Genomic DNA, 21,652 nt, shown 5'->3' on the forward strand with positions numbered 1-21,652 from the left:
ATGCCGTCAGTGACAAAGCCCATCGAGCTCCCATCGCAAGGAAGACCCCTTCGGATCATCCACTGCTTCCGCTCGCCGGTCGGCGGCATCTTCCGGCATGTGCGCGATCTCGCGGCGGCTCACGCAGCCGAGGGCCATCATGTCGGCATTCTCTGCGACAGCTCCACGGGTGGCGCGCACGAGGAGCGCCTTTTCGAGGAGATCCGGCCCCACTTGGCTCTCGGACTCGTGCGCCTGCCGATTCGGCGTTCCATCGGCCCTTCGGACGCCAGGGCGCTCTGGACGAGCTACAAGGAACTGCGCCAGCTCCGGCCCGACATCCTGCACGGCCATGGTGCCAAGGGCGGTGCCCTCGCCCGCATGATCGGCACCGTGTTGCGCATCAACGGGTCCCGCGTCGCCCGTCTCTACTCGCCCCATGGCGGCAGCCTGCACTACGATTGCAAGACCCTGAGGGGAAAGGGCATTCTCGCGCTCGAGCGCTTTCAGGAGCACGCGACGGACGCGCTCGTCTTCGTCTGCGACTTCGAGCGGCGCACCTACGAGGCAAAAGTCGGCCAGCCTCGCCCGCCGGCCGTGACGATCTACAACGGCGTCGAGGATGCCGAGTTCGTTCCGGTCGAACCGGGACCGGATGCCGTCGATTTCCTCTATATCGGCATGCTGCGCGACATGAAGGGTCCCGACATCTTCATCGACGCGCTGGGACGCACGGAGCGGCTCGCGGGCCGGCCCTTGAGCGCCATGATGATCGGCGACGGGCCGCAGCAGGAAGACTACCTGCGCATGAAACTCCATCGCGGGCTCGGGCAGCGGATCGGCATGGCGCCTGCGATGCCGGCACGGGATGCCTTCGCCCGTGCGCGGTTCGTGGTGGTGCCCTCGCGAGCGGAGTCGATGCCCTATATCGTGCTCGAGGCCGTTGCAGCCGGCCGACCCGTCATCGCAGCGCGTGTCGGAGGAATGCCGGAGATCCTCGGGGCCGACAGCGCAGCCCTGGCCGAACCCAACGACGCGCAGTCGCTGGCCGACATCATGCACCGCGCCCTGACGGAAGACGGCTGGGCCGAGCGCACCATGCCGGATCCGGAAGCCTTCAGGGCGACCTTCTCCTCGGCGACGATGGCCGCGTCGATGATGCAGCTCTACCGGCGATTGGCGAACGACCCCGACGGCTGAGCCCGCACGTATGCCCGGCCGTTCTCGAATTGCTGTTGACCGCGTCTCGCAAGTCCCGTCCCGGCACCTCCTTGAACAGAAACGGTTATTTCCCTTAACCCATTTCAGAACGGGTCGCATTGCACGCCCCGCCGTAAACGTTTCTTAGGTCCTCCCTGCTAAGTCTTTCCGAGCCAACGGCAGGATGGGCAGCATCATGAACCATATCGAAAAGCCGGAAACCTTCGACCCGGAGGCTTTGCGACGGCAGATCTCCGAAATCCGGACGATCTCGCGCGACGAGGTGCGCCCGGTCGAGCCGCGCAAGGAACTGAACCCGCTGGCACGCCGGATCGCGGCGCAGTTCCGCACCGACACCTATTCGCCCACCATGGTGCTCGGCTGTCTGCGCCTCTTCGAATTCGCAGCTCTGTTCATCATCGGCTACATCATCAACAGCCTCTATGTGGCGCCGGAGTTCGGCCGCTGGGTTGAATATTGCGTCATGCTCGCCGCCAGTTCGGCGCTGACGGTCGTTTTCCTGCAGTTTTCGGACGGCTACCAGATCCCCATCCTGCGCTCCGTGGCGCGTGCCCTGCCGCGCCTGCTGGGCGCCTGGACACTCGGCTTCGGCGTCATCACCATCGTCATGTTCTTCCTGAAGACCGGCGACGCCTATTCCCGCCTCTCCTTCGGCATCTGGTTCCTTACCGGTACGACCTTCCTCCTGATCGAGCGGGCCGTCATCGCCTTCTCCATCCGGCGCTGGGCGCGCAACGGCATGATGGAGCGCCGCGTCGTCATCGTCGGCGGCGGCCAGCCGGCCAAGGACCTTATCCGCGTCCTCGAGCAGCAGACCGACAACGACATCCGCATCTGCGGCATCTTCGACGACCGCGACGAGCGCCGCTCGCCAAACATCATCGCCGGATATCCCAAGCTCGGCACCTTTGCCGAACTCATCGATTTCGCCCGCCTCGCCCGCATCGACATGCTGATCATCGCGCTGCCGCTGTCGGCCGAACGCCGTATTCTCGATCTTTTGAAGAAGCTCTGGATCCTGCCCGTGGACATCCGGCTGGCCGCCCATGCCGCCAACCTCCGCTTCCGCCCGCGCAGCTACTCCCATGTCGGCCAGGTGCCGATGCTCGACATCTTCGACAAGCCGATCGCCGACTGGGACTCGGTTGCCAAGCGCATTTTCGACGTCGTTTTCAGCATCGTTGCGCTCGTGCTCCTCTGGCCGGTCTTCATCGGCGCAGCACTGGCCGTCAAGCTGAGCTCCCCCGGCCCGATCATCTTCAAGCAGATGCGCCACGGCTTCAACAACGAGCAGATCGAGGTCTACAAGTTCCGCTCCATGTACACCGATATGAGCGACCCCAGCGCCCGCAACGCCGTGACCAAGGGCGATCCGCGTGTCACACCCGTCGGCCGCTTCCTGCGCAAGTCCTCCATCGACGAGCTTCCGCAGATCTTCAATGTGCTGCGCGGGCAGCTGTCGCTCGTCGGGCCCCGCCCCCACGCCGTCGCCGCGCAGACGGCTGACCGGAACTATAGCGATGTCGTCGAGGGCTACTTCGCCCGCCACCGCGTGAAGCCCGGCGTCACCGGATGGGCCCAGATCAACGGCTGGCGCGGTGAGATCGACAATGACGAGAAGATCCGCTTCCGCACCGCCTTCGACCTGCACTACATCGAGAACTGGTCGCTCTGGTTCGATCTGAAGATCCTGGTCCTCACGCCCATCCGCCTTCTCAACACGGAAAACGCATATTGAGCGCGATCGTCGCCCCTGCCGGCGTGTTCCGGCCGCAGCTGGCCGCGTTCGGGCTCATCGGCTCGGCGGCGGTCGCCTTCGGCGTGTTTCTCCAGGGCTTCGTCATTGTGGAGCCCGCGCCGCACGAACTCTTCGTCGCCGGCCTCATCGGGGTCTGGGCGTTCTGCGGCCTGCGCATTTCGCGCTCCACGGCGCCGCTCTTCACGCTTCTGGTGCTCTTCATGACGGGCGGCCTGATGTCGCTGACGGTCATGGACGATCTCGACGTCGCGCCGATGTACATGGCGATCTCGGGCTTCCTCGCGATCACCTCGATCTTCTACGCCGCCATCATCGAGGCCCGCCACGAGCGGCTGAAGCTGATGTTCCGGGCCTGGGTCGGCGCCGGCGTCGGCACGGCCACGCTCGGCATCCTCGGTTATTTCGGTGCCATTCCCGGCGGCGAAGCTTTCACCCGCTACGACCGCGCCATGGGCGCCTTTCAGGACCCGAACGTCTTCGGTCCCTTCCTCGTCGCCCCGTCACTCTTCCTCATCCACGGGGTGCTGAAGGGTCGGCTGATCGACCTGCCGCTGCGTGCGGTCGGCATTCTCATCATGGCGTTCGGCCTGTTTCTGTCCTTCTCGCGCGCCGCCTGGGCGCTCTATCTCTTCTCCGCCTGCATGCTTGTCTTCATCATGCTGCTGAAGGAGCGGACCGGTGCCTTCCGCCTGAAGATCTTCGTCATCGCGCTCGGCGGCGTGATCCTCATGGTGACGTCGCTGGTGGTGGCGCTGCAGATCCCCCAGGTCGCCGACCTGTTTTCCAACCGCACGCAGCTCGTCCAGGATTATGATGGCGGCCATCTCGGTCGCTTCGAGCGCCACCGCATCGGCTTTCTGATGTCCATGGAAAAGCCGCTCGGCATCGGGCCCATGATGTTCTCCAAAATCTTTCCGGAGGACGAGCACAATATCTGGCTGAAGACCCTGACCTCCTACGGCTGGCTCGGCTTCGTCTCCTATGTGACACTGATCGTCTGGACCCTCTCCATCGGTTTCCGCTTCATGCTGCTGGAACGGCCGTGGCAACCCTATATGATGATTGCCTGGATCGTGCTGCTCGGGCATGTCGGTATTGGAAATGTGATCGATACGGATCACTGGCGCCATTTCTTCCTGCTTCTCGGCATCATCTGGGGTTGCGGCGCGCTCGAATACCGCTACAGCAGACGGTCGCAGGCACAGGGCCTGCACAAGACGACTTCAGAAGGCGCAGCGGCCTGACACGCCACCGCGATCGAACCTCATGACCACCCCGACCTCGACGACGGAAACGAAGGCGACCGACATGCAGGCGACCGACAGGCCAGAGGGATCGGCGACGCCGGCAACCGGTCCTGCCGGACATCCGGAGACCGACGCGGATCGCGCCTCGCTGTCGATCCTGCAGGTGCTGGAGCCTTCCGGCGGCGGCTCTGGTCGGCACTTCCTCGATCTCTGCCACGGGCTGTCGCGGCGCGGGCACCGCGTCGAGGCCGTCTTCTCCCCGCTTCGCGCCGAGGAAAGCTTTGTGCGCGAGCTGAAGTCGCTCGGCCTTCCCGCCATCCACAAGGTCGAGATGACCCGCTCGCCGGGCCGCGCCGATATCGCCTCGTGGAAGAAGCTCAATCGCATCATCTCCCGCGGCGGCTTCGATATCATCCATGGCCACAGCTCCAAGGCCGGAGCGCTCGCGCGCCTGCGCCTGCCCGGCCGGCACGTGCCGCGCATCTACACGCCGCATGCCTTCCGCACGATGGATCCGACGCTCGGCTCCAGCGGCCGCAAGCTGTTCGGCTCGGTCGAGACCTTTCTCGGCCGGTTCCTCACCGATCACCTCATCTGCGTCTCGGAGGACGAGTATCGCCATGCCGTCGCGCTCGGCATTCCGGAGAACCGGATGTCGGTGATCGTCAACGGCGTTTCGCAGCCGGTAAAAGACATGGCGATGACGGTGCGGGCAAGCTTCGGCATCACGCCGGAAACCTTCGTCTTCGGCTTCGTCGGCCGGCTGTCGCACCAGAAGGCACCGGAGCGCCTGATTGAGGCCTTTCGTCACGCGGCGGCAAAGCTTCCGGAAGCCCATCTCATCATGATCGGCTTTGGCGAACAGGACGCGCCTGTGCGCGCCGCCATCGCCGCAAGCGGCCTGCAAAGCCGCATCCACCTCACCTCCGCCTTCTCAGGCCCGCAGGCCATCCCCGCCTTCGATTGCCTCGTCATGCCGAGCCGCTACGAGGCCATGTCCTATGTGATGCTCGAGGCCGCCGCTGCCGGCCGACCGATCATCTCCACCGCCGTGGGCGGTGCGACGACGGCGGTGGAGGAAGGTGCAACCGGCATCATCGTTCCCAATGACGGCGACTCGACAAAGCTCGCCAGCGCCATGATCACGCTCGCCGAGCCCGCCAAATACCAGGCCTTCCGCGCTGCCGCCGACCATGCCCGCGCCCGCTTCGCCCTCGATGTCATGATCGACAAGACCGAAGCCGTCTACAAGATGCTCGGCACGCGCCGCTGACGGCTGCAGGAGGCCGAATGGGCCGCCTCTCCGGCTACACGCCGCCGACTTCTTGCCTCATAGAAACGCAAAACGCCTGCCGCACATGCGGCAGGCGTTTGCTTTTTTGTCGAATGGCTCGCTCTGGCTGCCTATCAGCCTCAATACGGCGAGTTGCACAAACGGCGCGGGCCGTTATAGGGCTGGTAGCTATTGTCATAGGCGCGATACGACCGATAGCGTGCCTGGCACCATGCAACGTGCGAGTTGCCGCCATAGGCGCGCGTATAGCCGGGACGGACGTAGCGTGGCTGGGAGTTGAGCGCACCGCCGATGATCGCGCCGGCAGCAAGGCCGCCCAGCGCAAGTCCAACGCCACGATCCCGGTAATAGCCGTCGCGATAGTAGCGGTCGCGATAACGGCGATCGTAGCGGTAGCCGCGGTTGCCGCGCCAATCGCGGTGGCCGTTCAACGTGCGAAACGCACGATCACCCCGCCAATCGCCCCGGTTGCCCCGCCAATGGCCACGGTCACGGTTCCAGTTACCACGCCCGTTGTGGCGGCGGATGATGACCCGATCGCGGACCTGCTGGACGTCCGTTCTCGTCTGGACCGGCTCGATTTTCGTCAACGGCATGGCGCTGACGGGCCCGATGCCGGAAAACGCGGTGACGAGCGACACGAATGCAATGATGAGTTTCTTCATGGATGTCTCCTTCCGTAGGAAGGAAGTTAGAACGCGAGGGAAGCGATACAATATGTCGGTCGCCGCCAAGACCATCACAATAGCGCGACTGGCCCCCTCTCACCCCTCCCCACCTCGTTAGCGGAGCCGGCATCCCCGCAATGTCGACCCCAATCCACCATTTTCTCAAGCCCAGCCCATTTTCCCCTTGCACCTATCAGCCTGAGAATATAGGCCTTCCCTCGGAACGGAATGTAGCGCAGCCCGGTAGCGCACTTGACTGGGGGTCAAGGGGTCGTCGGTTCGAATCCGGCCATTCCGACCATTTAGATCAACCATTTGAGTGGTTGAATCGAGCTCCCCCAGAGCTCCTCGGAACAGCAAGGCTGTTGCTGATAGCGATTGCACCTCACCCCACCAAATTTTTTGAGTTGATGTTTATCGAGCCAATTCGGCTTGTGCTCAGGAACGAGTGGAGCACGTTAAGCACGCGCGCCCAAACCTCCCGGTAAAGGTGTATTCCGCTTGCAATACGTAAGCATGCAGTTATTCTTTTCTCCGTAAAGTATGGGGGAATTTTGTGAAAAACATCGTAATTGCAGCACTTTGCGCTGCCACGCTATCGGCTTGCCAAACGAATTATATGTACGTTCCGATTGTGCCCAACCCGCCGAATATGGAAATGGTGGAGGCGCAATGCCAGATGATGTCCTCAAGTACGCAGACGGGGTACATTGCGTACGGAAGCCAATCCTATGTTACGGGTGCCGCTATTGGCAACGCGCTTGGAAACGCTATTGCCGCAGATCAATTCGTCCGCCAATGCATGACGATGAATGGATGGCGAAGGGTGCCGCGTCCAGCGCCGACCCAAGTCAAAGCCCAGAGACCACCAAAGTACGCAAACGCGACAGTGCGCGCTCATGAGGCAAAAGGAGCTTTCCCATCCCGGCCAAAGCCGTTGCCGAGATAGGATGACGCCGCTTGCCAGCCGGCACCGTTGTTTGCTGGCCTCGCGATAGGCAAAGCTCTGCACCGTACCCAATTGTCATCTTTGGACGCAGGCGAATCCTCAACCCCGTCATTTCAGATCAAGCCTGGGATGACGGCCGAGAGGTTCGCGACCGACAAAATACATGCAGACGGCGAAACGGGACGACGTGTGGAATGTTGATGCTCACTGTCGTGTTCTATGCAAGCACCTGTTCACGCGCTGGCTTCAACGAACCTGATCCAACAGCCGCTTGCACTCCAACAAATCATACAGTGCCTCCTGCAGCAGAGCCCGGTCTTCCTTGTTGACGGAGGTCTTGCCGACGGAGACTTCGGGCATGTCGTCGGTGCCGTTGCCGAAGGAGAAGAAGCGGCGGCTGGTGGGGAGTTTGGCGCGGCCAACGATCTGGTCGTCGTCGGGCATGCCGACCTTGGGCTGCTGCTGCGACGGCGCTTCGTCGTTGCTGGCTGCGGCCAGCGCCTCGACGGTGGCAAGGTCGCCGCTGGCGATCGCCGCCACGAACTTGTTGCCGTTCATCTTCAGAAGCTTTTGCACGCCCTTGATGGTGTAGCCATGGTCGTAGAGCAGGTGGCGGATGCCCTTCAGCAGGTCCACATCCTCGGGCCGGTAATAGCGTCTGCCCCCGCCCCGCTTCATCGGCTTGATCTGGATGAACCGCGTCTCCCAGAAGCGCAGCACGTGCTGCGGCAGGTCGAGATCGTCGGCGACTTCGCTGATCGTGCGAAACGCATCCGGGCTCTTGTCCATATCGTCCTCAATCACGCCAGGTGCGCCACGAGCCTTGAAAGCCGTGGCCGGGTGCCGCCGCGTCCCGATTCGGGACGACGATCCGCTCTGTGGGGCATGATCGCACAATCGGGCCGTCTTTCAACGGCTTAGGCGAGGGTTTTCAACCGGAAAAAACAGATGCGTCCGTTCGGTGCCGCGAAAATCGCCGGCACGGTGCGCCCTCAAGGTGCCGGTGCGGCCGGCTTCTGCTTGGCCTTGCGGGCCAGATGCGCCTTGAGCACGCGCTGCTTCAGCACATTGGAGGCCTTAAAGGTCATGACGCGGCGCGGCGAGATCGGCACTTCCTCGCCCGTCTTCGGGTTGCGGCCGATGCGCTCGTTCTTGTCGCGCACCTGAAAGGTCGCAAACGAGGACAGCTTAACGCTTTCCCCGCGAACGATGGCGTTGCAGATCTCGTCAATGACCGTCTCGACCAGTTCGGCGGATTCGGTGCGCGACAGGCCGACCTTGCGAAAAACAGCCTCTGCGAGGTCTGCTCTCGTTACCGTTTTACCGCTCATGATCCCCCACCGATGTTCTGGAATATCGATTGCCGGGAAGAGTATTGCCGTTGACCACGTGGGTCAAGGCCTTCATTCCCAACGCTTTTCATCTACCAGCGCCCGCTCGCTTTTCCTCTACCAGCGAATGAGGACGGAGCCCCAGGTGAAACCGCCGCCCATGGCTTCGAGCAGAACAAGGTCGCCCTGCTTGATGCGCCCGTCCGACGCGGCCTGGTTCAACGCCAGGGGAATGGAGGCGGCCGAGGTGTTACCATGGAGATCGACGGTGATGACGACCTTTTCCGGGGGAATGCCGAGCTTCTTTGCCGAGCCGTCGATGATGCGGCGGTTGGCCTGGTGGGGCACCAGCCAGTCGATGTCGTCGGCGGTGGTGCCCGTGGCCTCGAAGGCCTGCTCGATCACGTCTGTGATCATGCCGACGGCATGCTTGAAGACCTCGCGGCCTTCCATGCGCAGATGTCCGACCGTTCCGGTGGAGGACGGGCCGCCATCGACATAGAGCTTTTCGCGGTGGGCACCGTCGGAGCGCAGGTGAGCGGTCAGGATGCCGCGATCCGCGATCGTGCCGTCGCCCTCCCCGGCCTCCAGCACCACGGCGCCGGCACCGTCGCCGAAGAGCACGCAGGTGGTGCGGTCGTTCCAGTCGATGATTCGGGAGAAGGTCTCCGCCCCGATGACGAGGATACGGCGCGCAAGTCCGCCGCGAATGTAAGCGTCGGCCGTTGCCATGGCATAGACGAAGCCGGAACACACCGCCTGTATGTCGAAGGCGGCACCGTGATGCATGCCGAGCCGCGCCTGGATATTGACGGCGCTTGCCGGGAACGTGTTGTCCGGCGTCGAGGTCGCGAGAATGATGACGTCGATGTCGGTCGGCGTCAGGCCCGCGCGGTCGAGGGCTGCGCGTGCGGCGGCTTCGCCGAGCGATGCCGTCGTCTCGCCTTCGCCGGCGATGTAGCGCTGACGGATGCCGGTTCGCTGCACGATCCACTCGTCGGTCGTGTCGACCCTCGCCTCCAGGTCACGATTGGTCACCACTTGTTTCGGAAGCGCTGCCCCGAACCCGCGAACCACAGAACGGATCATGTCTTTGTCAAACCTCACCACCGGCACCCGTCGGCGTCCCTTCGGGGGCCCGGGTCGCGCGGTATTTGTCCAAGTCGGTCTCGATCTTGGCTTTCAAACCATTGCGGACCATGTCGTAACCGACATCGATCGCTGCTGCAAAACCTTCGGCATCCGCGCCACCATGGCTCTTGATCACCACACCGTTGAGGCCGAGGAACACGCCGCCATTGACCTTGCGCGGATCCATCTTCTCGCGCAGGCGGTCGAAGGCGCCTTTCGCCAGTATATAGCCGATCTTGGCCAAAAGAGTACGGGACATGGCTGCGCGCAAATATTCCGCGATCTGGCGGGCGGTGCCCTCGGCGGCCTTCAGAGCGATATTGCCGGAGAAGCCTTCGGTGACCACGACATCTACCGTGCCACGGCCGATATCGTCGCCTTCCACGAAGCCGAAATAGTCGATTCCGTCGAGATTGGCCTCGCGGATCAGCCTGCCGGCTTCCTTGACGTCTTCCTGGCCCTTCATCTCCTCGACGCCGACATTCAGGAGGCCGATGGTGGGACGGTCCATCTCGAACAGTGCGCGCGCCATCGCGCCGCCCATCAGGGCGAAATCCATCAACTGCTGGGCATCGGCGCCGATCGTCGCGCCGACATCGAGCACGATGCTCTCGCCCTTGAGCGTTGGCCAGATCGCCGCGATCGCCGGGCGCTGGATGCCGGCCATGGTGCGCAGGCAGAAGACGGACATGGCCATCAGCGCGCCGGTATTGCCGGCGGAGACGACGACGTCGGCCTCATTGCGGTTGATCGCGTCGATCGCCTGCCACATGGAAGCCTTGCCGCGTCCGCGGCGTAGAGCCTGGCTCGGCTTCTCGTCCATGGCGATGGCGATCTCGCAGGCGTGGAACGTGCTCGCCGCCTTGACCTTCGGGTACTTCTCCAGGATCGGCAGGCACTCCGCCTCCAGACCATAGAGCACGAATCGGATGTCCGGATGCCGCTCGAGCGCCTTGGCGGCGCCGGGGATGATGACCTGCGGACCATGATCGCCGCCCATCAGATCGAGGGAAATTCTGACCACGTGTTTCCTATCCTGCTGTCCGTTTCGTGCCCGCCTGCCCGCCCGCGCCGGATCGCGCTGGCGATCGCGCATGGCGACACGAAGTGGTCCTTAACCGTTCACGCCGGGGAATGCGAGCCGATCCCGCAGTTCGGGCGGCCGGTTTTCCGCCAAAATGCCTGTTTTTCCATAAGTCATACCTGAAAAACCGATGAACAGGCGCAATTCGCTCTCGCTTTTAGTCTTTCTTCCAGTCCTTCAGGGCGGCAAACGGATTCGGGCGCTTGTCGTCCTTCTCGGTGCTTTCGATGTGGCCCGGAAAGGCCGCACCCGCCTTTTTCGGATAGGGGTCGATCGCCATGGCCGCATGCTCGGCCACCGTCTGGCCGATGTCGATCGTATCACCGACGAAGATGTCGGGCGCATCCGGACCGTCGGGGTCCACCACCATCTCGGCAGTCTCGACGGTCAGCGCGCGGGCGAGCTTCGATCCGTCCGGCACGTAGGTCGCTTCCACCGGTTCGTCGATGTGGCTTTCCACCGGCTCCAGCGTCACCACGCATTCCTGCACCAGATCCGCCATCACCCGGCCCTTCACCCGTACCCCGTCCTTCTTCCAGCGAGCGATCTGCAGGTCGGCCTTGAGGCTACGGACCTCCGTCACGTTCCACTGGCGCGCCAGCGCTTCCAGCGCCTGCGCGTCGGCCTCAAGACGCAGGTTCGTCAGGCTGGCAGAAAGGGTGCTGACCTTGACCGGATGGGAATAGGCGGAGATTTCATCGGGCTTCACAGGTCATTCCTTTGTCTAGCGTCGTCTGCAGTCAATGTTTCCGGCATCGGCGGAGCCTCCGGTGTGGGGATCGCCAGTGCCCCGGTCTCGACCTGGTCCTCGCCGGTCGCGGTCAGCGCGGCCTCGGCGGACATCATATAGGCGGCAAGGGCTGCCATCGAAGGTGCATGCCCCTCTGCCTTCGGGTGAAAATTGCGTCGGAGTGCTGCCTCCAGCGCCGGCCGGTCGCCCTGGTCGAGTGCTGCGGAATAGCTCTCCAGCCGGCCATAGAACATGGAGGCCAGCTTTTTCATGCGCTTGGGCACGCTGACATCGCCGACGCCGAGTTCGCGGATCGAGTGGTCGACATCCTCGAAGAAGGCATCCACGATCTCCTGCGCGATCTCCTGCCCTGCCCGGGCGGAGGCCCTTGTGCGGCGGAAGTAGAGAATCAGCACGGCCGAGACCATTTCGAACCGTCCCATGACGGTATCTGGCACATCCATGCTTTCATAGAGCACAGGCTGGCGCGCTGCGGCCGTCAGGAGGTCGTACTGACGGGCGACGATGGCGGCATTGCCGTTTTTTTTGCCGAACAGCCCGAAAAACATCATTAAGCCCAACTTTCCCCGCTTCAAACACTCTGAAACACCGGGGGTACGCGCATCGTCTTGTTGCATGATCGCGGAAGCTGGTTTACCGAAGCAGGCACGAAAAGCAATGGCGCATCTGCCGGCGTATCTTCAAGGGAGATGTCGTTGACGAGACGTTTTTTCAAGTCCGACATGCAGTTTCTGAACCGAACGGGCCTCGCCGTCACGCTCTGCGCGGGCCTCCTGGCCGGCTGCCAGAGCACGGGCGACCTGTTCACCGTGTCGCAGACCTATAATCAGGGCTATGTGGTGGATCAGGAGACGCTGGCCCTCGTGCCCGTCGGCTCCAGCCGCGAGCAGGTGCTGCTCTCGCTTGGCACGCCCTCGACCACGGCGACCTTCGACAACGAGGTGTTCTACTACATCTCGCAGAAGCGCCGCCGCCCGGTCGCCTTCATGAAGCCGAAGCTGATCGACCAGAGCATTCTCGCCGTCTACTTCGACAAGGACGGCACCGTGTCCCAGCTCGCGCACTATACGCAGCAGGACGGCAAGGTTTTCGACATGATCTCCCGCACCACACCGACAGGCGGCAAGGAACTCACCTTCCTCAGCCAGCTTCTGACCGGCAACGGCATCGGCAAGGGCATGGCGCGTTCCGTTCTCTCGGGCAGCGGCAACAGCGGCGGCCTGTAAGGCTACCTCGCACGCCCTTCGATAGACCGAGGGGACGACACGACAAAACCCGCAGCGCCGAGGGCGCTGCGGGTTTCTTTTTGCCTGCACGCTGCTCATAGGGTTTCCGGTCTGATCGACCGGAAACCGTCTCAGGCGAGAACGGCCAACAGCAGCAGCGCCACGATATTCGTGATCTTGATCGCCGGGTTCACGGCCGGGCCAGCAGTGTCCTTGTAGGGATCGCCTACCGTATCGCCGGTAACGGACGCCTTGTGGGCGTCCGAGCCCTTCAGGTGGCGTTGCCCGTCCTTGTCGACGAAGCCGTCCTCGAAGCTCTTCTTGGCATTGTCCCAGGCGCCGCCGCCCGATGTCATGGAGATCGCGACGAAGAGCCCGTTGACGATGACGCCCAGCAGCGACGCGCCGAGCGCGGCAAAGGCCGAGGCCTTGGAGCCCGAGATGGCGAGCACGCCGAAATAAACGACGACGGGTGCGAGGACCGGCAGCAGAGACGGCACGATCATCTCGCGAATCGCCGCTTTGGTCAGCATATCCACCGCCCGGCCGTAGTCGGGCTTATCCGTGCCGGCCATGATGCCCGGCTTTTCGCGAAACTGCCGGCGCACCTCCTCCACCACCGAGCCTGCCGCCCGGCCGACCGCCGTCATGGCGATGCCGCCGAAGAGATAGGGGATCATGCCGCCGAAGATCAGCCCGGCGACGACGTAGGGGTTGGAAAGATCGAAGGAGATCACGCCGACATCGGCGTAGTAGGGATATTTGTCGCCATTGGCGGCGAAGTATTTCAGGTCGTTGGCATAGGCTGCAAACAGCACCAGCGCGCCGAGCCCGGCCGAGCCGATGGCATAGCCCTTGGTCACCGCCTTGGTCGTATTGCCCACGGCATCCAGTGCATCGGTGGACTTGCGGACTTCCGGCGGAAGATGCGCCATCTCGGCGATGCCGCCGGCATTGTCGGTCACGGGACCGAAGGCATCGAGCGCCACGATCATGCCGGCGATGCCGAGCATGGCGGTGACGGCGATGCCGGTGCCGAACAGGCCGGCAAGCTGGTAGGTCGTGATGATGCCGCCGACGATGACGATGGCGGGCAGTGCTGTCGATTCGAGCGAGACGGCCAGCCCTTGGATGACGTTCGTCCCATGGCCGCTGACGGAGGCCTGGGCGATGGAGTTGACCGGGCGCTTGTTGGTGCCGGTGTAGTATTCGGTGATGACGACGATCAGAGCGGTCACCACGAGACCGAGGATGCCGCAGCCAAACAGGCTCGCCCCGGTGATCTCCTTGCCATCGACGGTGCCGATGACGCCCCAGCCGACGGTCACCGTCGTCGCCAGAGCGAGCCCGACGATCGACAGGAGGCCGGTCACGATCAGGCCGCGATAGAGCGCGCCCATGATCGAGCCGTTGGAGCCGAGTTTGACGAAGAAGGTGCCGATGATCGAGGTGATGATGCAGGTGCCGCAGATGGCGAGCGGATAGACCATGGTGGTGGCCAGCGCCGCGCTGCCGGCGAAGAAGATGGCCGCCAGCACCATGGTCGCGACGATCGAGACGGCATAGGTCTCGAACAGGTCGGCCGCCATGCCGGCGCAGTCGCCGACGTTGTCGCCGACATTGTCGGCAATGGTGGCGGGGTTGCGCGGGTCGTCCTCGGGAATGCCGGCCTCGACCTTGCCGACGAGATCACCGCCGACATCGGCCCCCTTGGTGAAGATGCCGCCGCCGAGCCGGGCGAAGATCGAAATCAGCGACGCGCCGAAGCCGAGCGAGACGAGCGCATCGATCACCTCGCGGTCGCCGGGGGCATGGCCGAGCCCGGCTGTGAGGATGAGGTAGTAAAGGGAGACGCCGAGCAGCGCGAGACCCGCGACCAGCATGCCGGTGATGGCCCCGGACTTGAAGGCGATATCGAGGCCAGCCGAAAGGCTGACGGACGCCGCCTGCGCCGTGCGCACGTTTGCCCGCACGGAGACATGCATGCCGATGAAGCCGGCCGCGCCCGAGAGAACGGCACCGATCAGGAAGCCGATGGCGGCCGTGCCCGAGAGAAGCAGCCAGGCCGCAACGAAGACGATGGCGCCGACGATGGCGATGGTGAGATATTGCCGTGCGAGATAGGCCTGCGCGCCCTCGCGAATATAGCCTGCAATCTCCTGCATGCGGGCATTGCCCTGATCGGCAGCCAGCACGGACCGCGTTGCCCAGATGGCATAGGCCACCGAAACCAGCCCGCAAAGAATTACGCCCAGTAGAACAATCATGTCGTCTGTTTCCTCCTTTGGAGACCGCGCCGCACACTGCTCCGCCGATCCCGTCCCCTCCCTGCACCGCCTCCTCGCGGCGCCGGGCCCAGGTGAAGAGTGCGGCGGAGAATCGGCGAGGTCAAGCGGGGATCGCGGGCCAATGCTGGCGATGAAATCGGAACATCTCAGGATGACGCGAGACTCTGTCTTTCAGCTCCCGGGACAACCCCGCCTTTGACAACCGAAAATCTGATGATAGGTAGTTGTACGGTACAACTACCTTGGAGATCATCATGCTATCGACAGGCTCCGACGAGATGATCCGCTCCATCCGCGATGCATCCCGAGGTCTCGTGCGGGAGCTCGGCTTCCTCGAGCCGACGCTTGCCGGCACGGATCTGGCACCATCCGCTGTTCACGCCCTTATTGAGATCGAGGCACATCCGGCGATAACGGCCGGCATGCTCTGCACGTTGCTCAGCCTGGAAAAATCAAGCGTCAGCCGCCTCGTCCGCAAACTTGTCGATGCGGGCGAGGTCAAGGAGGAAAGCAGCAACGGCGACGGCCGCACGAAGTGCCTGAGCCTGACGACGAAGGGACAGGGCACTGTTGCCGCCATTCATGCCTTTGCCACATCGCAGGTTGCCGCCGCCCTCTCCCGGCTGCAGGTTACGGACCGCGAAGCGGTGCTGGCTGGCCTTCGCACCTACACCAACGCGCTTCATGCCGGCAGGACCGATACTGGGCGGATCGATCGCCCGGCCGTCACGATCGAAAGCGGATATCGATCCGGCATGATCGGCAGATCGACCGAGATGCATGCAGCCTTCTATCGTCGCGTCGGCTTCGGCGCCTACTTCGAAGCCCAGGTTGCGGCGGGATTGGCCGCGTTCGTCCAAAGGCTGGACAGGCCGGTCAATGGGCTCTGGTCGGCTGTGGAAAGCGGGAGAATCGTCGGCAGCGTGGCGATCGATGGCGAGGATCTGGGCGCAGGCCTTGCCCATTTGCGCTGGTTCATCGTCGATGAAGGGCAACGCGGAGGCGGCACCGGCCGTCGCCTGCTCGACGAAGCCCTGTCCTTCTGCGACCGCACGGGCTTCACCGAAACGCACCTTTGGACGTTCCGGGGACTGGACGCGGCACGGCACCTCTACGAGGCCAACGGCTTTGCGTTGGTGAACGAACAACCCGGCCGGCAATGGGGCGAAGAGGTCACCGAACAGCGCTTTGTCCGCAAGGCGGCCCAGCCCGTGTCCTAGTGAGGCCGCGCGACCTGTCAGACAGTCTGTCTTAAACCCTGGACGGGTGAGTCTTCAGTGTTCCGGCAGACTGTTGAAAAAACGATCTACTTCCGCACGTCCGTCCTGAATTGCCGCGCGATGCGGTCGAGGACGGCGTTGACGAGCTTCGGCTCGTCTTCTTCGAAGAAGGCGCGGGCGATCTCGACATATTCGGTGACGATGACGGCCACGGGCACGTCCTTGCGCTCGGTCAGCTCGAAGGTGCCGGCGCGCAGGATGGCGCGCACGGTCGAATCGAGACGGGACAGCGCCCAGTCGTCCTGCAGCGCCGCGCCGATCAGCGGATCGAGCTTGCGCTGGTCGCGCACCACGCCGGAGACGATCGAGCGGAACCAGGAAGCATCGGCCTTCAGGTAGGTATCGCCGTCGATCTCCTGGCCGAGGCGATGCGTCTCGTATTCCGCGACGATCTCCAGCACGCCGGTGCCGCCGATATCCATCTGGTAGAGCGCCTGCACGGCGGCGAGACGCGCGGCACCGCGCTGGTTCGCCTGCTTGACCGGCGGCGTCTGTTCGTTCGGAGTGCTCACTGTTCGCCTCCGAGCTTGGCTTTCAGCGCAATCATCGTCAGGGCTGCGCGCGCGGCAAAGCCGCCCTTGTCGCCTTCGGACTTGCGGGCGCGAACCCAGGCCTGCTCGTTGTTCTCAACCGTCAGGATGCCGTTGCCGATGGCAAGGCTTTCGCTCACGGTCAGGTCCATAAGCGCGCGGCAGGACTCGTTGGCGACGATATCGAAGTGGTAGGTCTCGCCACGGATGACCATGCCGAGCGCGACGAAGCCGTCATATTCGGTGGCGCCATTGTCGATGCCGTCGAGGGCCATGGCGATCGCGCCGGGAATTTCGAGTGCGCCGGGCACGGTCACGACGTCATAGGTCGCGCCGGCGTCCTTCAGCGCGGATGTCGCGCCGTCGAGCAGCGCATCTGCCATGTCGTCGTAGAAACGGGCCTCGACGATGAGGATATGGGGCTTGACGCTCTCGGCCATCGGTTCACCTGTCTGGAAATGGAGGCAGAATGGAATGTGGAAATAGCCGGTCGCTTTGCCGGCAGAGGCACGGGTAAAACCACGGCGAAGCCGGAATGGCAAGCCTTTTCCCGTTCCCGGCGCGCAGGGCAGCTTTGCGGTACGCGCGATTCGCGTTTAAGAAGGCGTTCATGCACACCGTTCCGACCCTTGAGACACAACGCCTCATCCTCCGCCCCTATCGCCGCGACGACTTCCCGGCCTATGCCAGCCTCTTTGCCGATGCGCAGGTCGTGCGCTTCATCGGCGGCGTGCCGTTCTCGCGGGAGCAGGCCTGGACGCGGTTTCTGCGGCAGGTCGGTATGTGGCATTATTTCGGCTTCGGGTTCTTCGCCTTGCAGGACAGGGAGAGCGGCGCCTTCATCGGCGAAGCCGGCTTTCACGATCTGCACCGCGTCATCCAGCCCTCCCTCGAAGGCACGATGGAGACCGGATGGGCGCTTTCGCCCGCGGCCCATGGCCAGGGCTATGCCACCGAGGCGGTGTCCGCCGCCCTGAAGTGGGGCGAGCGAACCTATCCCAAGGCCCGCCGCACCTGCCTTATCGATCTTGGCAACATCGCGTCACTGCGCGTTGCCTCAAAGCTCGGCTTCCGCGAGACGGCCCGCACCGTCTATCATGGTGCGCAGGTCGTTCTCTGCGAGAGATAGTCATGTTGTACGAAGGCGTCAGACGCCCTGTGCCGGGAAGTCGGCCAGCCGCGCGGCATAGCGCGCCATCGTGTCCACCTCGAAGTTGACGCGGTCGCCGGCCTTCCGGTCGCCCCAGGTGGTGACCTCCAGCGAGTGGCGGATCAGGAGCACGTCGAATTCCGTGCCGTTGACGGCGTTGACCGTGAGCGACGTCCCGTCGAGTGCGACGGAGCCCTTGGGCGCGACGAAGCGGGCGAGATGTTCGGGCGCATTGAGACGGAACCGCGTCGCCTCGCCTTCCGCCTCCACCGAAAGAATCTCGGCCGTGCCGTCGATATGGCCGGACACGATATGACCGCCCAGTTCGTCGCCGATCTTCAGCGCCCGCTCGAGGTTGATGCGCGCGCCGGACGACCAGTCGGCGATCGTCGTCAGCCTCAGCGCCTCTTCCCAGGCTTCCACCTCGAACCAGCGGTCGTTGGCGCCTGCCTCCGGCAGTGCCGTCACGGTGAGGCAGACGCCGGAGTGGGAGATGGAGGCGCCGATGTCGATGGTGGCGGGGTCATAGGCCGTTGCGATTCGCAGCCGAACGCCCTCATCGAGCGGCGTCACGCTCTCGACCTTGCCGATATCCGTCACGATGCCAGTGAACATCAGGGTGTCCTCTCGTAAATATCCAAGTGGTCGGGCCCAAAGGCCACGCCAGACGTATGCATGAATGGCGCGGGTACAAGACCGGAGCGAACGGGCGATGCAATCCCTTGTGCGCCGATGGTTGGCGATCCGGTGAAAAGCAGCAGACGATCGACCATGCCCGCATCGAGGAACGAGGCTGCGGTGCGCGCGCCCCCTTCCACCAGAAGCGAAGACAGGCCGCGGCTGGCCAGCGCCGGCAGCAGCAGATCGAGCCGGCGCGGATCCCATTCGAGCACTTCGACGCCGAGCGCCGACAGGGCATCCGCCCGGGCCTGCCGCCCGTGCGCATCCACCTCTCCATCATCCGGCGATAGCACGCCAGCCACCGCTATAACAGGAACTCGGGCGGCCGTGCGGGCGAGCTTGCTGTCGGGTGAAAGCCGCAGGTTTCCATCGAGCACGATGCGCACCGGCGAGCGATCCTCGAGCCCCGGCAACCGCACGGTCAGTTCCGGATCGTCGGCGACAACAGTGCCGATGCCGACGAGGATGGCATCCGACCGGGCGCGCAGATGCTGCACATAATCCCGGCTTTCCGGCCCGGTGATCGCGACCTGCCCATAACCCGGCCCGAGTGCGCGAGAGCCGATCATGCCGTCGCGCGACACAGCGAGCTTCAGCGTCACATGCGGACGGCCGAGGCGCTTGCGCATGAGATACGCTTCGAGCGCACGCTCGCCTCTCGCTTCCAGCACGCCTGTTTCCACGGAAATGCCGGCCTCGCGCAGCATGGCGATGCCGCGGCCGGAGACGCGCGTGTCGGGATCCACCACCGAGATGACGACGCGGGCGATGCCGGCCCGGATCAGCGCCTCTGCGCAGGGCGCTGTGTGGCCGTGGTGGGAACAGGGTTCGAGCGTGACATAGGCGGTGGCACCGCGCGCCGCCTCGCCGGCTTGCGCCAGCGCCTGCGTTTCCGCATGCGGCCGCCCGCCGGGGGCAGTGACGGCCGCGGCGATGACGCGTGGCCCCGCCCCGTCGTCACGCACGATCAGGCAGCCGACCGAGGGGTTGCTGCCGGTGAGACCGAGATGGCCGTCCCCGACTGCGATCGCTTCCGCCATCAGCCGGGCATCCGCCTCCGTACCGCTGACCAAGCCGGTTTCAATACCGCTTCCTCTCGCATCGGCGGCGGCGGGATTGGCATGTGTGTCGTCGGGAGGTGTCATGTCCGCCGCTTCCGCTCAGGCGCCGGGGTCGCGGGCGATCTTGGCCGAAAGTTCCGCCATTACCTTTTCGAAATCCTCCGCATGGGAGAAATCGCGATAGACGGAGGCGTAGCGCACGAAGGCGACGTCATCGAGACCCTTCAGCGCTTCCAGCACCTGCAGGCCGATTTCCTCCGAGGCGATCTCGCTCTCGCCCGAGCTTTCCAGCCGCCGGACGATGCCGGAGACGGCACGCTCGATCCGCTCGCGTTCCACCGGCCGCTTGCGCAGCGCAATCTCGAACGAACGCATCAGCTTTTCCCGATCGAAAGGTGCCTTCCGACCGGTCTTTTTCAGCACCATGAGCTCGCGCAGTTGCACGCGCTCGAACGTCGTGAAACGCCCACCGCAATCCGGACAGATGCGGCGGCGGCGAATGGCCGCGCCGTCTTCCGCAGGTCTCGAGTCCTTGACCTGGCTGTCTTCCGATCCGCAAAAAGGGCAGCGCATGCCGTGCCAGCCTTACAGGTAGCCGTACATCGGGAAGCGGCCCGTCAGCGCGACGACCTTTTCGCGTACGCCGGCTTCCACGACCGCATTACCCTCGTCGGAATTGGCGACCTTCAGGCCGTCGAGCGTCTCAACGATCAGGTTGCCGATCTCGCGGAACTCGGCTTCCTTGAAGCCGCGCGTCGTGCCGGCCGGTGTGCCCAGGCGCACGCCGGAGGTGACGAAGGGCTTTTCCGGATCGAAGGGGATGCCGTTCTTGTTGCAGGTGATGTAGGCGCGGCCGAGCGCGGCTTCCGCCCGCTTGCCCGTCGCGTTCTTCTTGCGAAGATCGACCAGCATCAGGTGGTTGTCGGTGCCGCCGGAGACGATGTCGAGACCGCCATCGACCAGCGTCTGCGAGAGCGCCTTGGCGTTCTTGACGATCTGCGCTGCGTAATCCTTGAACTCGGGCTTCAGCGCCTCGCCGAAGGCGACCGCCTTCGCCGCGATGACGTGCATCAGCGGACCGCCCTGAAGACCGGGGAAGACGGCCGAATTGAACTTCTTCGCCAGATCCTCGTCGTTCGTCAGGATCATCCCGCCGCGGGGCCCGCGCAGCGACTTGTGCGTCGTCGTGGTGGCGACGTGGCAATGCGGGAACGGCGACGGGTGCTGGCCACCGGCGACCAGACCGGCGATATGCGCCATATCGACCATGAGCCACGCGCCGACCTCGTCGGCGATCTCGCGGAAGCGCTTCCAGTCCCAGATGCGGGAATAGGCCGTGCCGCCAGCGATGATCAGCTTCGGCTTGTGTTTGCGCGCGCTTTCGGCGACCGCATCCATGTCGAGCAGATGGTCTTCCTCGCGCACGCCGTAGGAGACGACGTTGAACCACTTGCCGGACATGTTGACCGGCGAACCGTGCGTCAGGTGTCCCCCGGAGTTGAGATCGAGACCCATGAAGGTGTCGCCCGGCTGCAGCAGCGCCAGGAACACGGCCTGGTTCATCTGCGAACCGGAATTCGGCTGGACGTTGGCGAAGTTGACGCCGAACAGCTGCTTGGCGCGGTCGATCGCGAGTTCCTCGGCGATATCGACGAACTGGCAGCCGCCGTAATAGCGCTTGCCCGGATAGCCCTCGGCATATTTGTTGGTCATGATCGAGCCCTGGGCTTCGAGCACGGCGCGCGAGACGATGTTTTCGGAGGCGATCAGCTCGATCTCGTGGCGCTGGCGACCCAGCTCCTTCTCGATCGCACCGAAAATATCCGGATCGCTATCGGCGAGAGACCGGTTGAAGAAGACGTCGTTGGCGGCTGCATCGCTCATGATCAGGCTCCTGTAGGGCGGTGGCACGGTGTTTATCTCCCTCGCATGCCAAGGGCAACCCGCACCCCGCGTTTTGCGCCATTTGCCGCGGCGTCTGCGCTGTGGGTGGGGAGGTCGTGTGATCGTTGCTTCAGAAAG

21 protein-coding genes and 1 tRNA gene are annotated in these 21,652 nt (G+C 63.9%); 8 read left to right on the forward strand and 14 right to left on the reverse strand.

The features are described 5' to 3' along the window. From C8J33_RS06360 to C8J33_RS06375, 4 genes are all read left to right on the forward strand, one after another. Entirely contained in the window at positions 1–1,179 is a 1,179-nt protein-coding gene (locus tag C8J33_RS06360; protein WP_132663473.1) for a glycosyltransferase family 4 protein, read from the forward strand. Positions 1,180–1,375: 196 nt separating this feature from the next. Next, positions 1,376–2,938: an undecaprenyl-phosphate glucose phosphotransferase gene (locus C8J33_RS06365; RefSeq protein WP_110800060.1), complete on the forward strand. Its 1,563-nt coding sequence runs from the start codon at positions 1,376–1,378 to the stop codon at positions 2,936–2,938. Beyond that, positions 2,935–4,203 carry an O-antigen ligase family protein gene (locus C8J33_RS06370; protein WP_132446993.1) on the forward strand — a complete coding sequence of 423 codons (1,269 nt, stop codon included), beginning with the start codon at positions 2,935–2,937 and terminating at the stop codon, positions 4,201–4,203. The genes C8J33_RS06365 and C8J33_RS06370 overlap by 4 nt, the downstream gene beginning before the upstream one ends. A 22-nt stretch (positions 4,204–4,225) precedes the next feature. Further along, positions 4,226–5,479, forward strand: coding sequence for a glycosyltransferase family 4 protein (locus tag C8J33_RS06375; RefSeq protein ID WP_245507072.1), 1,254 nt, complete (start codon positions 4,226–4,228; stop codon positions 5,477–5,479). A 140-nt stretch (positions 5,480–5,619) separates the two neighbouring features. Here the strand turns inward: C8J33_RS06375 and C8J33_RS06380 are convergent, their stop codons facing one another. Beyond that, complete coding sequence (locus C8J33_RS06380) at positions 5,620–6,165, reverse strand: BA14K family protein (RefSeq protein ID WP_132446991.1); 546 nt, start codon at positions 6,163–6,165, stop codon at positions 5,620–5,622. Positions 6,166–6,392: 227 nt separating this feature from the next. On the opposite strand from C8J33_RS06380, the gene C8J33_RS06385 reads away from it, so the two are divergent. Next, positions 6,393–6,469, forward strand: a tRNA-Pro gene (locus C8J33_RS06385). 894 nt (positions 6,470–7,363) lie between these two features. Here the strand turns inward: C8J33_RS06385 and C8J33_RS06390 are convergent. The 6 genes from C8J33_RS06390 to C8J33_RS06415 all read right to left on the reverse strand — a co-directional run bounded on the left by C8J33_RS06390 (position 7,364) and on the right by C8J33_RS06415 (position 11,962). After that, the gene (locus tag C8J33_RS06390) at positions 7,364–7,906 is read right to left on the reverse strand and encodes a MerR family transcriptional regulator (protein ID WP_092933195.1); all 543 of its coding nucleotides are present in this window, start codon (positions 7,904–7,906) and stop codon (positions 7,364–7,366) included. A 203-nt stretch (positions 7,907–8,109) separates the two neighbouring features. After that, complete coding sequence (locus C8J33_RS06395; RefSeq protein WP_062468629.1) at positions 8,110–8,448, reverse strand: integration host factor subunit alpha; 339 nt, start codon at positions 8,446–8,448, stop codon at positions 8,110–8,112. A gap of 117 nt (positions 8,449–8,565) precedes the next feature. Further along, a complete protein-coding gene (locus C8J33_RS06400) occupies positions 8,566–9,537 on the reverse strand; it encodes a beta-ketoacyl-ACP synthase III (RefSeq protein ID WP_132663474.1) in 972 nt (323 codons plus the stop codon). 7 nt (positions 9,538–9,544) lie between these two features. Beyond that, positions 9,545–10,603, reverse strand: coding sequence for a phosphate acyltransferase PlsX (plsX, locus tag C8J33_RS06405; RefSeq protein ID WP_110726379.1), 1,059 nt, complete (start codon positions 10,601–10,603; stop codon positions 9,545–9,547). Between the two features lie 217 nt (positions 10,604–10,820). Beyond that, entirely contained in the window at positions 10,821–11,372 is a 552-nt protein-coding gene (locus C8J33_RS06410; protein WP_110799588.1) for a YceD family protein, read from the reverse strand. After that, positions 11,369–11,962, reverse strand: a complete 594-nt coding sequence (locus C8J33_RS06415) for a ubiquinol-cytochrome C chaperone family protein (protein ID WP_132664473.1) — start codon at positions 11,960–11,962, stop codon at positions 11,369–11,371. The genes C8J33_RS06410 and C8J33_RS06415 overlap by 4 nt, the downstream gene beginning before the upstream one ends. Positions 11,963–12,103: 141 nt before the next feature. Between C8J33_RS06415 and C8J33_RS06420 the strand changes: the two genes are divergently transcribed. Next, a complete protein-coding gene (locus C8J33_RS06420; protein WP_165910671.1) occupies positions 12,104–12,640 on the forward strand; it encodes an outer membrane protein assembly factor BamE in 537 nt (178 codons plus the stop codon). 131 nt (positions 12,641–12,771) lie between these two features. Here the strand turns inward: C8J33_RS06420 and C8J33_RS06425 are convergent, their stop codons facing one another. Then, on the reverse strand, positions 12,772–14,907 hold the full coding sequence (locus tag C8J33_RS06425) for a sodium-translocating pyrophosphatase (RefSeq protein ID WP_132663476.1): 2,136 nt from the start codon (positions 14,905–14,907) through the stop codon (positions 12,772–12,774). 275 nt (positions 14,908–15,182) lie between these two features. Between C8J33_RS06425 and C8J33_RS06430 the strand changes: the two genes are divergently transcribed. Next, on the forward strand, positions 15,183–16,148 hold the full coding sequence (locus tag C8J33_RS06430; protein ID WP_245507073.1) for a bifunctional helix-turn-helix transcriptional regulator/GNAT family N-acetyltransferase: 966 nt from the start codon (positions 15,183–15,185) through the stop codon (positions 16,146–16,148). A gap of 86 nt (positions 16,149–16,234) precedes the next feature. Here the strand turns inward: C8J33_RS06430 and nusB are convergent, their stop codons facing one another. Both nusB and ribH read right to left on the reverse strand, forming a co-directional pair. Continuing rightward, a complete protein-coding gene (gene nusB, locus C8J33_RS06435) occupies positions 16,235–16,720 on the reverse strand; it encodes a transcription antitermination factor NusB (protein WP_110726387.1) in 486 nt (161 codons plus the stop codon). Beyond that, the gene (gene ribH, locus C8J33_RS06440; protein WP_132663477.1) at positions 16,717–17,178 is read right to left on the reverse strand and encodes a 6,7-dimethyl-8-ribityllumazine synthase; all 462 of its coding nucleotides are present in this window, start codon (positions 17,176–17,178) and stop codon (positions 16,717–16,719) included. Before ribH ends, nusB begins: the two co-directional genes overlap by 4 nt. 170 nt (positions 17,179–17,348) lie before the next feature. On the opposite strand from ribH, the gene C8J33_RS06445 reads away from it, so the two are divergent. Continuing rightward, on the forward strand, positions 17,349–17,867 hold the full coding sequence (locus tag C8J33_RS06445; RefSeq protein WP_132663478.1) for a GNAT family N-acetyltransferase: 519 nt from the start codon (positions 17,349–17,351) through the stop codon (positions 17,865–17,867). Between the two features lie 18 nt (positions 17,868–17,885). On the opposite strand, the gene C8J33_RS06450 is transcribed toward C8J33_RS06445, so the two are convergent. From C8J33_RS06450 to glyA, 4 genes are read right to left on the reverse strand one after another with little or no spacing between them, the layout of a single operon-like run. After that, positions 17,886–18,503 carry a riboflavin synthase gene (locus C8J33_RS06450; protein WP_132663479.1) on the reverse strand — a complete coding sequence of 206 codons (618 nt, stop codon included), beginning with the start codon at positions 18,501–18,503 and terminating at the stop codon, positions 17,886–17,888. Next, the gene (gene ribD / locus C8J33_RS06455) at positions 18,503–19,714 is read right to left on the reverse strand and encodes a bifunctional diaminohydroxyphosphoribosylaminopyrimidine deaminase/5-amino-6-(5-phosphoribosylamino)uracil reductase RibD (RefSeq protein ID WP_132663480.1); all 1,212 of its coding nucleotides are present in this window, start codon (positions 19,712–19,714) and stop codon (positions 18,503–18,505) included. The genes C8J33_RS06450 and ribD overlap by 1 nt, the downstream gene beginning before the upstream one ends. Before the next feature lie 15 nt (positions 19,715–19,729). Then, the gene (gene nrdR, locus C8J33_RS06460) at positions 19,730–20,203 is read right to left on the reverse strand and encodes a transcriptional regulator NrdR (protein ID WP_110726391.1); all 474 of its coding nucleotides are present in this window, start codon (positions 20,201–20,203) and stop codon (positions 19,730–19,732) included. Between the two features lie 12 nt (positions 20,204–20,215). After that, positions 20,216–21,514 carry a serine hydroxymethyltransferase gene (glyA, locus tag C8J33_RS06465; RefSeq protein WP_110799596.1) on the reverse strand — a complete coding sequence of 433 codons (1,299 nt, stop codon included), beginning with the start codon at positions 21,512–21,514 and terminating at the stop codon, positions 20,216–20,218. Positions 21,515–21,652: the final 138 nt, after the last annotated feature.

The organism is Rhizobium sp. PP-CC-3G-465, from assembly GCF_004343445.1.
GTDB lineage: Bacteria > Pseudomonadota > Alphaproteobacteria > Rhizobiales > Rhizobiaceae > Ferranicluibacter > Ferranicluibacter rubi.

Coding starts and splice junctions, on each gene's coding strand:
- ribD (WP_132663480.1), bottom strand. CDS start 19,714: ATGACACCTCCCGACGACACACATGCCAATCCCGCCGCCGCCGATGCG.
- nrdR (WP_110726391.1), bottom strand. CDS start 20,203: ATGCGCTGCCCTTTTTGCGGATCGGAAGACAGCCAGGTCAAGGACTCG.
- C8J33_RS06430 (WP_245507073.1), top strand. CDS start 15,183: ATGCTATCGACAGGCTCCGACGAGATGATCCGCTCCATCCGCGATGCA.
- C8J33_RS06400 (WP_132663474.1), bottom strand. CDS start 9,537: ATGATCCGTTCTGTGGTTCGCGGGTTCGGGGCAGCGCTTCCGAAACAA.
- C8J33_RS06360 (WP_132663473.1), top strand. CDS start 1: ATGCCGTCAGTGACAAAGCCCATCGAGCTCCCATCGCAAGGAAGACCC.
- C8J33_RS06395 (WP_062468629.1), bottom strand. CDS start 8,448: ATGAGCGGTAAAACGGTAACGAGAGCAGACCTCGCAGAGGCTGTTTTT.
- C8J33_RS06445 (WP_132663478.1), top strand. CDS start 17,349: ATGCACACCGTTCCGACCCTTGAGACACAACGCCTCATCCTCCGCCCC.
- C8J33_RS06375 (WP_245507072.1), top strand. CDS start 4,226: ATGACCACCCCGACCTCGACGACGGAAACGAAGGCGACCGACATGCAG.
- C8J33_RS06415 (WP_132664473.1), bottom strand. CDS start 11,962: ATGTTTTTCGGGCTGTTCGGCAAAAAAAACGGCAATGCCGCCATCGTC.
- C8J33_RS06365 (WP_110800060.1), top strand. CDS start 1,376: ATGAACCATATCGAAAAGCCGGAAACCTTCGACCCGGAGGCTTTGCGA.
- C8J33_RS06425 (WP_132663476.1), bottom strand. CDS start 14,907: ATGATTGTTCTACTGGGCGTAATTCTTTGCGGGCTGGTTTCGGTGGCC.
- glyA (WP_110799596.1), bottom strand. CDS start 21,514: ATGAGCGATGCAGCCGCCAACGACGTCTTCTTCAACCGGTCTCTCGCC.
- C8J33_RS06390 (WP_092933195.1), bottom strand. CDS start 7,906: ATGGACAAGAGCCCGGATGCGTTTCGCACGATCAGCGAAGTCGCCGAC.
- C8J33_RS06420 (WP_165910671.1), top strand. CDS start 12,104: ATGTCGTTGACGAGACGTTTTTTCAAGTCCGACATGCAGTTTCTGAAC.
- ribH (WP_132663477.1), bottom strand. CDS start 17,178: ATGGCCGAGAGCGTCAAGCCCCATATCCTCATCGTCGAGGCCCGTTTC.
- C8J33_RS06450 (WP_132663479.1), bottom strand. CDS start 18,503: ATGTTCACTGGCATCGTGACGGATATCGGCAAGGTCGAGAGCGTGACG.
- C8J33_RS06380 (WP_132446991.1), bottom strand. CDS start 6,165: ATGAAGAAACTCATCATTGCATTCGTGTCGCTCGTCACCGCGTTTTCC.